Source organism: Streptomyces sp. NPDC093546 (genome assembly GCF_044765045.1).
Lineage (GTDB): Bacteria > Actinomycetota > Actinomycetes > Streptomycetales > Streptomycetaceae > Streptomyces.
Map to the genome: position 1 here is coordinate 65,742 of NZ_JBIWJG010000005.1, position 13,416 is coordinate 79,157.

A 13,416-nucleotide genomic window follows, 5' to 3' on the forward strand; every position below is an offset into this window, starting at 1 on the left:
AGAAGTCCGCCCAGCCTGGACCGAACCAGGGCAGGCTGCCGGCTCACCGCCGCTTGTCGGCCGAGTTGATCGTGCTGAAGCGAATCACCTTCCCGTCACTGCTTCGTGCAGAAGCCGGGGCCACGAACGTGAACGCTATGACGACCTTCCCAGGGTTGATGCGTCCGGACGATTCGACTTCGCTCCTGTGTTCCGGCTCCACCACGGGATAGAGGGTGACCACTCCGCGCCGCTCCGACACGTACTGCTCAGTCGCGGCATTGCCTCCGTGTGGAAGGGCACCGGCGATTCGGAGGGCAGCCGCACGGTGCTTGGGCTCGCTGATGGCCCCGAAAACCTCTCCGCGGCGGCGCTGACGGCCGAACCAGGAGAGGGGCCTCGACGACGTGCCAATGAACAACTGCTTGTTGCGGGCCATCTGTTGCGGCGCAAGTACGATCCAGTCCTCCACCTTTGGCGGAGAGGATCGGCTGATCTCCTCCAGATAGGTGAGGTGCGGATCGAACCGGCCTTCGACGTCCCACTTCAGCGAGCGCAACAGGGGGAGGAGCTCGCTGTTCGAGAGCTCACCGGTGAGGGCGTCGAATCGGTGGTGGGTCTCTGCATCGTCGAAGTGATAGGCAAACGTGCTCGGAGTTGTCGACAGGGCTTCGAGCACCGGCAGCCACAGCTCAGTGTTGTGCCGGAGGTCGGTCGTAGACGACGGGTACGCGGCCGGTTCCTCCCACTTGCCGGGTGAATGGATCTCGACCACACGCGTGTTGTACATCTTGTTGGCGCTCGCCGGCTTGAGCCAGGCGAGGTGCTGAGAGACCAATGGAGGTACTTGCTCCGGTGTGACTTGTGGCTCGCCGTCGACCAGGACGGAGTACTGCCGCAGCTCCTCACGGAAGCTCTCCTCGTCACGGCAGATTGCCTCGAACGCCACGTAGAGGTCGATGTCTTTTCGGCCCATGGCCTCTTCTCGCCCCAAGTAGAGCCGGACCAAGTCCTGGTACCCCTTGCGGAAGCCGAACCAGCGGCCCATCTGCATCAGGGTGGAGGCATTGTTCGTGCGGCGGCGGTAGTAGGTGACGGTGAGACCTTCCACGGTGAAACCGCGGGCCAGCTTCTGGCCACCGATGAGGATCTTCCAGAGGGAACGCTTGTCGAAGTCGGCTTCACCGTTTTCGATGTCGTTGTCACCGTTGACGACGATGATCGGCTGGTCGTCACCGCCGATACGGATGGCAGCGGCGCCGATGTAGGGGGACAGGTCGTCGTACGAGGGGGGGACCGGAAATCCGTCGGACCTGACGTGCGACACCGGGGCCACGTCCGTGTCGAAAAGTTTGCGCAAGCGCTCATGACCGGACGGCCCTGTGTACCCGGCGGACCACCACATCTTCTGCACCCGACCGCGAAGTTCACGATGGTCGGCCGTGCGAACGGACTCGTGGATGAGCATGGTGTGGTGGTGGAAGTACCGGTCTCCCAAGCCATTCGCCTCGCGGTACAGCTTCATGGCCGCCGTGAGGACGAACATGTCCATCGCCTGCTGGAGGGCTGTGTCGTCATCCTCTGACGACAGGTAGATGTCGCGGACGTGTGCCTTCTCATTGGAATTGGCGAACGTGCGCTCCGCCAGAGGAATCGGCGAGTCCAGGTCATGGAAGTCTTGTACACCCATGTATCCCTCCGGGCGCGGAAGGGAGACGATGAAGTCCTTCGGAAAGATGTCCTCGCTGTCGCTCGGGTCGATGAATACGTTGGCGAAGGGTGTCGCCGTGTAGCCCACGTATTGTGCCCGAGGGAGAAGCCTCAGTAGTTCCGAGATCTTTTCATTGATGGCGGTGCGCTCGGCGTTCGGCTTGTTCGGGTTGGACGTGTTGACCGAGGCCTCATCGGACTCGTCGTCGATGATCAACACGGGGATCTCGCTGAGCGGTGTCTTGATCTTGTTGAGGTCTTTGACTAGTTTGGTCAGTACGGTCTTGTTCTTCTTGACCACCATCAGGCGGGCCGAGGAGCGGTGCAGATTGCGTGGATCGAACAGCGGAAGCGCCGGCTCCTGCTTTTCGAACTCCAGCGCAACGATGCCTTGGAGAAGACTCTTGTAGTCGTTGTCCCTGGTCGTCATGCGGACGATGTCGAAGCCGCCGAGGGCGGACGGCAGTCCGCCGTGCGAAATGAACTCGCCTCGACTCCAAGCAGGGTCGTCAGCGTAGTCGGATTCGTATTCGGAGGCACCTCGCAGAATGTTCTCGCGGCCCACTAGTTCCATGTCGAGGCGGCGCTGCGTCTGCGCACGCAGCAGATTGAGAGTTCCGCCGAGAATGATGACGAGTCGGTAGCCTGCGTCCGTGGCCTTTGCGATGACGCCGGTGAAGTTGGCGGTCTTGCCCGACTGCACGTAGCCGACGACCAGGCCCTTGGACTGGTAGGCGCTGCGGGACGTCGGGTCGGCAAGACGTTCCACCACGCGGTCCGAAGCCGCGTCGAGGCCCGCAATGGCAGATTCGGACCAGCCCTTCCTCGCAAGTAGGCGGCGATATGCAGGCCAGTACCAGGAGCGTCCCTGCTGTGACTGAGGCGTGTACCAAGGGACGAATTTGTCGCTGATCACGACCGGCCCGGAAGCCTTGGGCACAGGAATGAGAGAATTGAGGAGCCTCTGGGTGTGCTCCGACACTCCCAGGAGAACAAGGGCAGCATGGCGGCGCTCGTCCGTGCGTGGGTCCGTCCCAGTCCACGTGGGGTTCTCCGCGTAGTCCCACTGTGTGAGCTGCTTGCGCCACAGCTCCACCAATTGGTCTGTGGAATGGGCGGTGCTCAGTACGGTCTGGAAGTCCGCCTCACTCGCCAGAAGCTGGGCCTCGGGAGCCTCCTCCTCTGCTTGGTATGCCAGGGCGCGCACCAGGTTCTTGGGCCGGATGTCCATGCCTGACAGAGCCGAGGTGTGCAGCGTGAGCCGGAGCATGTCTGTGGAGTTCATCGATGGTTCCTCAGGCTTGCGGGAAGCGGAGGCCGGTCAGAACGGCCGGAGGGCAAGCGGACGCTTCGATGTCACTCACGTCCAGTGTGTATGTGATGTCGGCGATGTGATTCCGGAACCGCACGGGGATGAATCCGAAGTCGAGGCGGGGAAGGCGGTCATCGACGAGGAGAGCGAGAGGCTTCGTCCGCAGGCGCCACCTTTCATCGTCGCGCAATTCGGCGTCCCAGCCCGTCACAGAGAGTTGTTCGTCCAGCCGGTCGAGGCTCGCCGGAGCATGCTCGCCGACATGCCTTCGTACGGACTCCACGCAAGAGGTGAGCGTGCGGCCGTTCGTTCCGCCACGGGTCACCTGCAAGGAGACCAGCCACAGTGGGCGGTCTTCGGTGGGTGTCAACTGACCCAGACCGTGGACGCTGTGTCGGCGCCGTTCCGCAGAGGTGGTTTTCACCTCGACGTCGAAGCCGGCGAGCCCGAAGTCGTGTTCCTCCCCATTGGGGCCCTTCCAGGACTCCACAGCCGTGGCCCAGTCATGAGTGCGGGCGATCGAAGCCAGAGCGGCGAGTTCCCCCATGAGGCCGATGCGCTTCTCCGTACTGAGTCCGCGCGGCCTGTCGAGCAGTGCGCTCCAGGCCCGTACTGTCTCTCCGAATGCCTGATCAAGTGTGCGTTTCTGGCCGACGATGCGATCGGCGATCGCGTTCAGCAGGTCGTGAAAGTCGCGGAGAAGCGTGGCCTGGGTCGTTCTGATGCGCGCCATGCGCACACCCCGCTCCCAGATCTGGTCGATGCGGATGGACGACAGTGGTGAACGCGGGGGTTGGTGGAGCCGCTCCAGTTCGACATGCAGGGCTATCTCACGGCCGTCGTCGCCGACGACGTATGAAACCTCGGGGTGGGAGGAGGGTGCCGAGAGCCGGTACGACGTGGACTGGCCTGCGCCCAGGTAGTGCTCGACAGACTGCCAGGGCACGTGGGGGCGGTCAGTCATCGTCGGCCACCCTGTCCAGCTCGGCGCGGGCCGCGGAGACCAAGATGGATTGCCACAGTTGCAGATTGTCCTTCTCACGACTGCCGCTGTACTCCTTCTCGAAAACCTGATGGAGAAGCATGTACATAAGCGACTTGATGAGAGGGGCGTCGTTGAGGCCGCCACGACGGCCGCCCAGAATGGCGGCCCGGTAGTGTTGGTTGAGGACGATGGTGCGGTCTTCGCGATCGACCGCGAAGAAGAGCTCGTTGTCGATCTTCTGCCAACGGATCGAGATCGGTTCCTCGGACGGGATGGTCGGCAGTTCGTCCTCGATCGTCTCTCGTACCGCCGGGTCCAGGCCTTTTCCGGGTGGTAGCACGGGCTTTCGCGTGGTGCCGGACCGCTTACGGGCATCCCGATAAGCAGTCTCGGCGGCGACCAAGTAGTCGAGGAAGGTGTGGCCTCCGGGAGCGCCGGCCTTCTCCAGGGCAGCGCTGAACTCCGGAGTCGCCTCCACGCCCGATTTCTTCACTGTGAGTCGGAAGGCGTCGCCCTGGTCGTCAGGGAGGTCCACCGCCACCCGAGCCAGGGACAGATGTTGCTCGGGCTGACGGAAGTTGTTCCACCCGCCGGCCTGTACCAAGCGGTCGTGGCGGTAGAAGTAGAAACCCTGTCGTTCCATGACCGAGCCCACGGCCCTGTATTCGTCGAGATTCGACTTGGGAGTCCAGATGTGGGCTTCCAGCGTGATGTCCCCGACCGAGGGGAGAGAGGCTGTGAAGGTTCGCGGGTACTCGGAGTGACCGGTGACGGGGTAGCCAAAGGGGTCGAGTGGCTCGACGCCGAAGTTCATGTAAACCGTGCCGGTGCGTACGTCTTCCACCGCGATGGTGATGTTGAAGTCGTCACGGGCCAGAAAACGGTGCAGATGGAGGCCCAAGTGCAGCCCCAGCTTGTTGATGGTGCGGTGGAGGTAACGGTCCGTCTGGCCGCCACCCCCGTGCTTCGGAAAGCTCTTGACCCCGTCCCAGCGGACGACTGTGCCCTGCCACTCGATCGGTCGCTTGTTGTCATAGCGGTCGATGAGATTTTGGGCGTAGTCGGGGGCCACGATGTCGCACTGGAACCCCGACACGGCGTGCTCCATGAGCCATCGGCGGCCGACGGCGCGAGTGCGCTTGGTCGTACTGACCACCGTGACGCCCGAAGCGTGACTGAGTGAGGCCGATTTCAGACCGGTTCCGAACATGCCCAGCGCACCGGCGGCGTAGTCACGTCGTCCTCCGACGGTCATGGCAATGTCCAAGGTCTCCTCGTCCATGCCCTTGCCGTCGTCGACCACGAGGAGGCTGACGAGTTGATCGCCATCACGTAGGAAGTGGATGACCACGTCTTTCGCTCCGGCGTCGATGGAGTTGTCGACGAGGTCGGCGATCGCGACCTCGAAGCTGTACCCCTGGCTGCTCAGCGCTTCCATGTACCGCGCATCGGGTGGAAGGCGCTTGCTCCCGGCGGTAGGGACGTCGAACTGCCAATCCTGGGTCATGTCCTCGCCTTGCGTGCCAAATGGTTGATGCGATCGGAAAATGTGGTGAGAGCCGACGACCACGGATGTGGAGTCTTCAGTCCCAGTGAGATCGACACCTGGTCAGGTTCGGGCCTTCGGGGGTCGCGTGGATGCTCCGATTGTCCTACGGGCCTGAGCCACTGCCTGCGCGACGGCTTCGGGACTCTCGTGCTCCCAGAACCGCATGACTGTCCACCCCAGTGCTTGGAGATGCTCCGTGGTCTCGCGGTCGCGAGCGATGTTCTTGGCGAGCTTTGCGCGCCACCAGTCGGCATTCGACTTCGGATGGGTCGCATGTTGGGGGCAGCCGTGCCAGAAGCAGCCGTCGAGGAACACGGCGATCTTGGCCGATCCGAAGGCAATGTCGATCGTGCGTCGTCGCATGCCGGGGACCGGCACGTTCAGGCGATAGCGCAACCCCGCCGCATGGAGGAGCTTGCGTACGGCCACCTCCGGCGCAGTGTCGCGGGAGAGCTGGCGGCTCATTCGGGCTGACACGGCGGACGAGGAAGGGACGGCATGGGGCACCTTGACATTGTGCCGGCGCATGCGGGTCGTGTGGTGAGAGGTTCCTGCACACTGTGGCTGCCGAGTGGGAGCTGATCATTGGGTGCTGGTCAGCCGTTGTCGCAGCCCACGCCGTCGTTGTCCCGGTCGAGGTGGCGGCCGTAGCCCGGCTCGCCCCGGTGGACCGGGGCGGCGCCGGCGGCGCGGGCCTCGGAGCAGTTGCCGTAGTAGACGGAGCCTCCACCGCTGTCGTTGCTGCTGCCGCCGCTGCCCGAATCATCGTTGCTGGAGGAGTCGTTGGCGGCGGCCTCACGGGGGACCGTCGCCGTCGCCGTGACGGTCTTGGTCGCGGTGACCGTCGGTGCGGCCGAGGCCGGTGCGGCGGCGGGAGTCGCGGTGACCGTGACCGTGGCGGTCGCCGTCACGGTGGCCGTCGGGGCGGGCTTGGCGCCGGTCTTCGCGGTGTCGTCGGAGCCGAGGGCTCCGCAGCCGGTGCCTATGAGCAGGAGGAACAGGCCGCCCGCCCACACGCGCTTCATGCGGAGCAGTGGGCGAGCGGCGGACGGCTGGTGGTACGGGTTGCTCATGGGCACACGTCTCCTCACACACAGGGGCCGGGGCTGTGTGGGGGGACAGGCGGCCAGTCAGCGACAGTGGTTCATGGTGAAACTACTGTAAGGAGACGGTGAAGGGGAGGAGAACGGTCCATTTGCTCCTCGGGCTTTTACGGCTGCGCTCCGCCGTGGCACTCCCCGTACGCCGCACCCGACCCGCACCAGCACGGGGACGTGCGCGCCGGGGGCCACGGGGTGGCGCGGCCGCGGGCGGCGAGGGTGGTGGCGTATTGGGGGAGCAGGTCCGGGTTGGCGGGGGAGGCGGCCTCGGAGGCGGCGAAGGCCTCGTACGAGGGGACCGTGCCCTGGACGATGCCGAGGTTCGGGGTGCCGGCGGCCGCGAGTTCGCGGAGGGAGGCCTCCAGGTCGGTGAGGTGTGCCTCGTGGGTCGGGTACTCCGCCTCCAGCTCCGGGTAGGCCGCGAGGAGCTCGGCCAGTTCGTCGGGCGGCCAGAGCAGGACCGCCACCGGGAAGGGGCGGGAGAGCGCCGTACGGTACGAGCCCAGCTCGCTGCGCAGGCGCGCGATCTCGGCCTGGAGCTCGGCCGGGTCGTCCGAGCCGAGGGACCAGAGGCGCTTGGGGTCGTGGAGCTCGTCCAGCGGGACCGCGCCCCGGTGGAGGCGGTCGGCCAGGACGTCCCAGTCGTCGTGCGGCAGCGCGAGCAGGCGGCGGACGCGGTGGCGGCCCATGAGGAGGGACTGCGCCGGGTACGGCACCTCGTCGTCGGGGGAGCGGAGGAGGGTGGTGACCGCCGTGGTGAAGGTGACCTCGGAGGATTCGAGTTCGTCGTGGGATTCGAGCGTCTCGGCGATGATCTCCCACGCGGCGGCGTCGGTCGGGGTCGCGGCACGAAGGCCGTCGATGATCGCCCGGGCCTCGGCCTCGTGGCCGTACTCCCACAGGTTCGCCGCCTTGAGCGCCTTGACCAGGTGCGGGTTCTCCGGCGGCGGGGTGGCGGCGAGGAGATCGTCGTAGAGCGTCGACGCGCGTGCGCGGTCGCCGGCGAGCTCCAGGTGGGCGGCGGCCCGCAAGAGCAGCGGTTCGCGGTCTTCGGGGTACTGCGCCGCGGTGCGCAGCAGGCGCTCGGCTTCGGTGATGTGGTCGGCAGACGTGTCATCGGGGCGCATGGGGGACACCGTACTGCTGTACGGGGTCGGCGGGGGCGTGTCCCCCGCGGCGGGAACCATCCGTGACGCGCACGCGTTCGAGGAGGTGAAGGGAGGGGGAATCGCATGCGCCGTCTTGTTGCGTGGGTGTCCGTGCTGTGCGGGCTGACCGGTGTCCTGTACCTCCTCCTCGCCGGCGGTGGGGCGTTCTCCGTCGCCGCCGCGCTCGTCGCCGTCGGCTCCGCGCTCGTCACGTACGCCGTCGTCGCCGCGCGCAGCGTGGCCGCCGTGCCGCCGACCCACATACGCACCGCCCTCCGCGACCGCGAGCAGCGCACCGCCTTCCTGGCACAGCGCGACCCCGACGCGCCGGGGCGCCGGCGGCCCAGGGCGCCCGGCTCGCGTCTCGTCGCGACGGCCGCGTAGAGGTTCCGGCTCCTTTTTCTGTTCGTTCTCCGCGCGGTTCCGTCGTCAATCCGGCATGCCGAAAACACCTCATTCCGGTACGACGAGACCCTCGGAGGGTTCCTTCCCCATGTCCGTTTTCGCCTCGCTGGTCGAGCGCCTCGCCGCGCTGCTCCAGCCGCTGTTCCACGGTTCCGCCACCGCCGCCGCGATCGTCCTGTTCACCGTGGCCGTACGGCTCGCCCTCCACCCGCTGTCGCGGGCCGCCGCGCGCGGCCAGCGGGCGCGGATGCGGCTCGCGCCGCGCGTCGCCGAGCTGCGGAAGAAGTACGGGCGGGATCCGGAGCGGCTGCAGCGGGCCGTGATGGAGCTGTACGCGGGGGAGAAGGTGTCGCCGTTCGCCGGCTTCCTGCCGAGCCTGCTGCAGCTGCCCGCCTTCTTCCTGATGTACCACCTGTTCTCGGGCGGCGGCGGGATGGAGGGGCACGCGCTCCTGGCCGCGCCCCTCGGCGGGCACTGGGCGGACGCCGTGGCCGACGGCGGGCTCTTCGGGGCGGCCGGGCTGGTGTACCTGGCGCTGTTCGTGATCGTGGCCGGGCTCGCCACGTACACGTACCGGCGGACGCGGCGCGAGATGAGCGGGTCGGAGCTGCCCGGCGCCAGGCTCATGCCGCTGCTGGGGTACGGCACCCTCGTCAGCGTCGCCGTCCTGCCGCTGGCCGCCGGGCTGTACGTCGTCGCGAGCACGGCGTGGGGCGCGGCGGAGCGGGCGTATCTGTATCGCGGGACCGCCGAGGTTACCCGGGTGTAAAGGTCCACTGTGTGAACGGGGTCTTGCCGGGTGACCTGCGGTATTGGAGGATCGACCAATCCTCCGATGGCCGCACCCCATCGGCCGGGGCCTACCTCGACCACAGGGAGAAGACCATGAAGCTGCTGCGCGTCGGTACGGCGGGCGCCGAACGTCCTGCGGTGCTCGACCAGGAGGGGACCCTCCGCGACTTGTCCGCGCTCGTGCCGGACATCGACGGGAACCTGCTCTCCGACGCCTCCGCCCTCGACCGGATCCGCGCCGCCGTCGGTGCCGGCGTCCTGCCCGCGCTCGACGCGACCGGGCTGCGGATCGGGCCGCCGGTGGCGCGGATCGGCAAGGTCGTGTGCATCGGGCTGAACTACCACGACCACGCCGCCGAGACCGGCCAGGCGACGCCCGCCGAGCCGGTCGTCTTCCTCAAGGCGGCCGACACGGTCGTCGGGCCGGACGACACCGTGCTCGTGCCGCGCGGCAGCCGCAAGACCGACTGGGAGGTCGAGCTCGCCGTCGTGATCGGGCGTACGGCGCGCTACGTGGAGTCCGCGGAGGCGGCGCTCGCGCACGTGGCCGGGTACACGGTCGCGCACGACGTCTCCGAGCGCGAGTTCCAGATCGAGCGCGGCGGCACCTGGGACAAGGGCAAGAACTGCGAGACCTTCAACCCGCTGGGGCCGTGGCTCGTGACGGCGGACGAGGTGCCGGACCCGCAGGCGTTGTCGCTGAAACTGTGGGTCAACGGCGAGCTCAAGCAGAACGGCACCACCGCCAACCAGATCTTCCCGGTCGGTGAAGTGGTGCGCTATGTCAGCCAGTTCATGACCCTCTACCCCGGCGACGTCATCAACACCGGTACGCCGGCGGGCGTGGCCATGGGCCAGCCGGAGCCGAAGCCGTACCTGCGCGCCGGCGACGTGGTGGAGCTGGAGGTCGAGGGCCTCGGTCGGCAGCGGCAGGAGCTCAAGGACGCGTGACGCACGGACGGGCCGCCCCCCGAAAGGGAGGCGGCCCGCCGTCGTCCTCCGGGCTCAGGAGAACAGCTGCACCTTCTCGGCGCGGTCCTTGAACTTGACGCACTCCGTGGACGGGTTGGGGTCGCCCTGCTTCTCACGGCACTTCCAGCGGGCTCCGTCCACATGGACGACCACGGCCTTGCGGCCGTCCTGCTGGTCGGCCCCGAGCCACGCCTCGGCCACGCGGTGCGCGGTGCCGCAGGCGGTGCTGCCCTTCGTGGTGACCGCGATGACCTGAAGGCCGTTGGAGGCCTGCCCGCAGTCCACCGACCTGGCCGGCGGTTTGGGACCGGTGGTCACCGCCGTAGCGGGGGCGGCGGTCAGCGCCAGCAAGGTGGCGCCTCCCGCGAGGGCGACGGCTGCTGCTCTGGTGGAGCGCATGACTGCCTCCTTCCGGCGCGCTTCGGCGAGGTGATTCGGTGATTCGAGGTTGGCTCGTTCGAGGTTCGCTGATGCGAGATTCGGTGATCGCACGCCTTCTCGACCGTAGGGCCGGTCGAGTGATGCCGCGCGGTTGGACTACTCCGAACGGGTGAACCTGTGTTTTCGCCTCCAGGCGGCATGCGGATGCCCGAGCGTCGCCCGCGTAGCCGTCACAACCCCGCGATGAACCGCTCCAGCGCCTCCACCACCAGTGCGTGGTCCTCCAGCTGCGGCAGGCCCGAGACCGTCACCGTGCCGATGGGGCCCGCGACGCCGGTGACCGTGAGGGGGAAGGAGCCGCCGTGGGCCGCGTAGTGGTCGGGGTCGAGGCGGGAGTCGGTGTCGAAGGACTTGCCCTTCGCGCGGAAGCGGGTGCCCACGAGGAGGGAGCTCTCGGCGTAGCGCTCGACGACGCGGCGCTTGCGGTCGATCCAGGCGTCGTTGTCCGCGCTGGAGCCGGGCAGGGCGCAGTGGAACAGCTGCTGGGGGCCGCGGTGGATGGCGATCGCGACCGGGGCCCGGCGTTCGCGGGCCAGCTCGACCAGCAGGGTGCCGAGGCGCCAGGCGTCGTCGTGCGTGAAGTGAGGGAGCGCCAGGCGGGCCTGCTGGGCTTCGAGTTCCTCGATGGTGGGGGCGGTCGCGGTCACAGCGTCACCGCCACGCCGTCGCGGGCCGAGCGGCGCGCCGCCTCCAGGACGTCCAGCGCGGCCGCAGCCTCGTGGGCCGTCACCGGCGGGGCCGTGCCGTCGCGCAGGGCGGCGGCGACCGCCGCGTAGTACGCCGGGTAGTCGCCCGGGAGCGACGGGACCGGCGTGCCGCCGCCCGTCAGCGGGGACTCGCCCGCACCCAGGCGGCCCCACAGCGACTCCGGTTCCCTGCCCCAGTCCGCCCCCGGCAGCAGGCCCTCGCGCAGGGCCGCCTCCTGCGGGTCCAGGCCGTACTTGACGTACCCGGCCCGCGAGCCGAGCACCCGGAAGCGCGGGCCGAGCTGGGCGGCGGTGGCGCTGACGTACAGGTGGGAGCGGACGCCGTTCGCGTGCGTCAGCGCGATGAAGGTGTCGTCGTCCGCCTCCGCGCCCGCGCGGCGGACGTCCGACTCGGCGTACACCCGCGTGGCGGGGCCGAACAGCACCAGTGCCTGGTCCACGACATGGCTGCCCAGGTCGTAGAGCAGCCCGCCGAACTCCTCCGGCGCCCCCGACTCGCGCCAGCCACCCTTGAGCTGCGGCCGCCACCGCTCGAAGCGCGACTCGAAGCGCTGGACGTCGCCGAGCTCGCCGCGCTCGACGAGCGAGCGGAGCGTGAGGAAGTCGTTGTCCCAGCGGCGGTTCTGGAACACGGAGAGGAGCAGGCCGCGCTCGTCGGCGAGGGCCGCGAGGCCGCGCGCCTCCGCCGCCGTGCCCGCGACCGGCTTGTCGACGACCACCGGCAGACCGGCCTGGAGGGCGGCGGTCGCGACCGGGACGTGCGTCTTGTTGGGGGAGGCGATCACGATCAGGTCCAGCTCGTCCGCCCGGGCCCACAGCTCCTCCGTGGCCTCGGCGACCCGGACGTCCGGGAACGCGGCGCGCGCCTGCTCCTGGCGCTGCGGGTTCGAGGTGACGACCGTGTCCAGGACCAGGCCCTCGGTCGTGGCGATCAGCGGGGCGTGGAAGACGGAGCCGGCGAGGCCGTAGCCGACGAGTCCGACGCGGAGGGTTCCATGCGTACCGTGCGTGCCTGTCATGCCGACCACTTAAGCAACGCTGTTGCCAAAGTGCAAGCGCCCCGGACAATGGGACCGTGAACATCAACGCTCTGCGCAGCCACAACACCGCCCTGCTGCTCAATCTCCTGCGGCAGGCCGGCGCGGACGGCGTCAGCCGGCTGGAGCTCGCCGAGCGCACCGGACTCACCCCGCAGGCCATCAGCAAGATCACCGCACGGCTCCGGGACGAGGGGCTCGCCGTCGACGCCGGGCGCCGCGCCTCCACGGGCGGCAAGCCCCGCACCGTACTGCGCCTCGTGCCCGGCGCCGCCCACGCCGTCGGGCTCCACCTCGACCGCGACGAGTTGACGGCCGTACGCGTCGACCTGGCCGGGGCGGTCGTCGCGGCGCGCGGCGTACCGCTGGACCTCGGCGCCGGCACCGAGGCCGTCCTCGGGGTGGTCGCGCGGGAAGCGGCGGGCCTCCTCGGCGGGACCGTCCTCGGCGTCGGGGTCGCCATGCCGGGCCCGCTCGACCACGCCACCGGCGTGCCGCACCGCGTGACCGGCTTCCCCGAATGGGACGGCTTCCCGCTGCGCGACACGCTCGCCGAGCGCCTCGGCCTGCCCGTCGTCCTCGACAAGGACACGAACGCCGCCGCCTTCCGTATCGCCGCGCGCGGGCGGGGCGGGGAGTCGTTCGCGTACCTCCACCTCGGTACGGGGCTGGGGGCCGGGCTCGTCCTCGGCGGCACGCTGTACCGGGGGGCCCGGACCGGTGCGGGGGAGTTCGGGCACCAGACCGTGCAGCTCGACGGCGCGCCGTGCGGGTGCGGGGCGCGCGGCTGCCTGGAGGCGCTGTGCCTCGCGGCCGTGGCGCGCGGTGACCTGGCGGAGGCCGCGCGGGTGCTGGGCGTCGGCGCCGCCAATCTCGTCGGGCTGCTGGACATCGACCGCGTGCTGCTGGGTGGACGCGTCGTCACGGGCGCGCCGGAGCCCTTCGTACGAGGTGTCGGCGCGGTCCTGGCGGAGCGCGCCCGCCGCGAGGGCGGCGTACCGCCGGTGCCGGTGACCGTCGCGGACGCCGACCCGGACGACGGCGGTGGCCCCGCCGACGACGGCACCACCGCCGACCATCCGGTCGCCCACGGCGCGGCGCTGCTCGCGCTCGCGCCGGTGTTCGGCCTCTGAGGCCGCCCCGCCCGGCCGCGGCCCCGTACACCCCGCCCCGCTGCGCCGTACGGGCGCATACGTGCCCCCGTACGGCGGGCTGTCCCGCCCTGCCCGATGGGGCGACGCCGGTGCGTGGCAGGTTCTCGGGGCACGACTTTCCGCGC

General features: G+C 68.9%; 13 protein-coding genes. 4 read left to right on the plus strand and 9 right to left on the minus strand.

The window, feature by feature from the left end; genetic code table 11:
* Positions 1 to 43: 43 nt before the first annotated feature.
* The 6 genes from ACIRNI_RS12935 to ACIRNI_RS12960 all read right to left on the minus strand — a co-directional run bounded on the left by ACIRNI_RS12935 (position 44) and on the right by ACIRNI_RS12960 (position 7,762).
* A complete protein-coding gene (locus ACIRNI_RS12935; RefSeq protein WP_403550976.1) occupies positions 44 to 2,974 on the minus strand; it encodes a Z1 domain-containing protein in 2,931 nt (976 codons plus the stop codon).
* A 10-nt stretch (positions 2,975 to 2,984) separates the two neighbouring features.
* On the minus strand, positions 2,985 to 3,965 hold the full coding sequence (locus tag ACIRNI_RS12940) for a PD-(D/E)XK motif protein (protein ID WP_403550978.1): 981 nt from the start codon (positions 3,963 to 3,965) through the stop codon (positions 2,985 to 2,987).
* On the minus strand, positions 3,958 to 5,493 hold the full coding sequence (locus tag ACIRNI_RS12945) for an ATP-binding protein (protein WP_403550980.1): 1,536 nt from the start codon (positions 5,491 to 5,493) through the stop codon (positions 3,958 to 3,960). Before ACIRNI_RS12945 ends, ACIRNI_RS12940 begins: the two co-directional genes overlap by 8 nt.
* Before the next feature lie 102 nt (positions 5,494 to 5,595).
* Entirely contained in the window at positions 5,596 to 6,000 is a 405-nt protein-coding gene (locus tag ACIRNI_RS12950) for a very short patch repair endonuclease (RefSeq protein WP_403550982.1), read from the minus strand.
* Positions 6,001 to 6,131: 131 nt separating this feature from the next.
* Complete coding sequence (locus ACIRNI_RS12955) at positions 6,132 to 6,608, minus strand: excalibur calcium-binding domain-containing protein (RefSeq protein ID WP_403550984.1); 477 nt, start codon at positions 6,606 to 6,608, stop codon at positions 6,132 to 6,134.
* Between the two features lie 137 nt (positions 6,609 to 6,745).
* Entirely contained in the window at positions 6,746 to 7,762 is a 1,017-nt protein-coding gene (locus ACIRNI_RS12960) for an SEC-C metal-binding domain-containing protein (RefSeq protein ID WP_403550986.1), read from the minus strand.
* Between the two features lie 105 nt (positions 7,763 to 7,867).
* Between ACIRNI_RS12960 and ACIRNI_RS12965 the strand changes: the two genes are divergently transcribed.
* The 3 genes from ACIRNI_RS12965 (at position 7,868) to ACIRNI_RS12975 (ending at position 9,931) form a co-directional block, all read left to right on the plus strand.
* Positions 7,868 to 8,167 (plus strand): DUF6412 domain-containing protein, encoded by a 300-nt coding sequence (locus tag ACIRNI_RS12965; protein ID WP_403550988.1) that lies wholly within the window; start codon positions 7,868 to 7,870, stop codon positions 8,165 to 8,167.
* Between the two features lie 109 nt (positions 8,168 to 8,276).
* Positions 8,277 to 8,957, plus strand: a complete 681-nt coding sequence (locus ACIRNI_RS12970) for a YidC/Oxa1 family membrane protein insertase (protein ID WP_403550990.1) — start codon at positions 8,277 to 8,279, stop codon at positions 8,955 to 8,957.
* Positions 8,958 to 9,073: 116 nt separating this feature from the next.
* Positions 9,074 to 9,931 (plus strand): fumarylacetoacetate hydrolase family protein, encoded by an 858-nt coding sequence (locus ACIRNI_RS12975; protein ID WP_403550992.1) that lies wholly within the window; start codon positions 9,074 to 9,076, stop codon positions 9,929 to 9,931.
* 54 nt (positions 9,932 to 9,985) lie between these two features.
* Here ACIRNI_RS12975 and ACIRNI_RS12980 read toward each other — a convergent pair whose 3' ends face one another.
* The 3 genes from ACIRNI_RS12980 to ACIRNI_RS12990 form a co-directional block, all read right to left on the minus strand.
* The gene (locus ACIRNI_RS12980) at positions 9,986 to 10,351 is read right to left on the minus strand and encodes a hypothetical protein (RefSeq protein ID WP_403550994.1); all 366 of its coding nucleotides are present in this window, start codon (positions 10,349 to 10,351) and stop codon (positions 9,986 to 9,988) included.
* A 212-nt stretch (positions 10,352 to 10,563) separates the two neighbouring features.
* Entirely contained in the window at positions 10,564 to 11,040 is a 477-nt protein-coding gene (locus ACIRNI_RS12985; RefSeq protein WP_403550996.1) for a heme-degrading domain-containing protein, read from the minus strand.
* Positions 11,037 to 12,119, minus strand: coding sequence for a Gfo/Idh/MocA family oxidoreductase (locus ACIRNI_RS12990; RefSeq protein ID WP_403550998.1), 1,083 nt, complete (start codon positions 12,117 to 12,119; stop codon positions 11,037 to 11,039). Before ACIRNI_RS12990 ends, ACIRNI_RS12985 begins: the two co-directional genes overlap by 4 nt.
* Before the next feature lie 56 nt (positions 12,120 to 12,175).
* Between ACIRNI_RS12990 and ACIRNI_RS12995 the strand changes: the two genes are divergently transcribed.
* Positions 12,176 to 13,270, plus strand: a complete 1,095-nt coding sequence (locus tag ACIRNI_RS12995) for an ROK family protein (RefSeq protein ID WP_403550999.1) — start codon at positions 12,176 to 12,178, stop codon at positions 13,268 to 13,270.
* Positions 13,271 to 13,416 lie beyond the last annotated feature (146 nt).

Excerpts from the sequence above, each read along its gene's own strand:
- ACIRNI_RS12935 (WP_403550976.1), bottom strand. The coding sequence starts at position 2,974 with ATGAACTCCACAGACATGCTCCGGCTCACGCTGCACACCTCGGCTCTG.
- ACIRNI_RS12940 (WP_403550978.1), bottom strand. The coding sequence starts at position 3,965 with ATGACTGACCGCCCCCACGTGCCCTGGCAGTCTGTCGAGCACTACCTG.
- ACIRNI_RS12945 (WP_403550980.1), bottom strand. The coding sequence starts at position 5,493 with ATGACCCAGGATTGGCAGTTCGACGTCCCTACCGCCGGGAGCAAGCGC.
- ACIRNI_RS12950 (WP_403550982.1), bottom strand. The coding sequence starts at position 6,000 with ATGAGCCGCCAGCTCTCCCGCGACACTGCGCCGGAGGTGGCCGTACGC.
- ACIRNI_RS12955 (WP_403550984.1), bottom strand. The coding sequence starts at position 6,608 with ATGAGCAACCCGTACCACCAGCCGTCCGCCGCTCGCCCACTGCTCCGC.
- ACIRNI_RS12960 (WP_403550986.1), bottom strand. The coding sequence starts at position 7,762 with ATGCGCCCCGATGACACGTCTGCCGACCACATCACCGAAGCCGAGCGC.
- ACIRNI_RS12965 (WP_403550988.1), top strand. The coding sequence starts at position 7,868 with ATGCGCCGTCTTGTTGCGTGGGTGTCCGTGCTGTGCGGGCTGACCGGT.
- ACIRNI_RS12970 (WP_403550990.1), top strand. The coding sequence starts at position 8,277 with ATGTCCGTTTTCGCCTCGCTGGTCGAGCGCCTCGCCGCGCTGCTCCAG.
- ACIRNI_RS12975 (WP_403550992.1), top strand. The coding sequence starts at position 9,074 with ATGAAGCTGCTGCGCGTCGGTACGGCGGGCGCCGAACGTCCTGCGGTG.
- ACIRNI_RS12980 (WP_403550994.1), bottom strand. The coding sequence starts at position 10,351 with ATGCGCTCCACCAGAGCAGCAGCCGTCGCCCTCGCGGGAGGCGCCACC.
- ACIRNI_RS12990 (WP_403550998.1), bottom strand. The coding sequence starts at position 12,119 with ATGACAGGCACGCACGGTACGCATGGAACCCTCCGCGTCGGACTCGTC.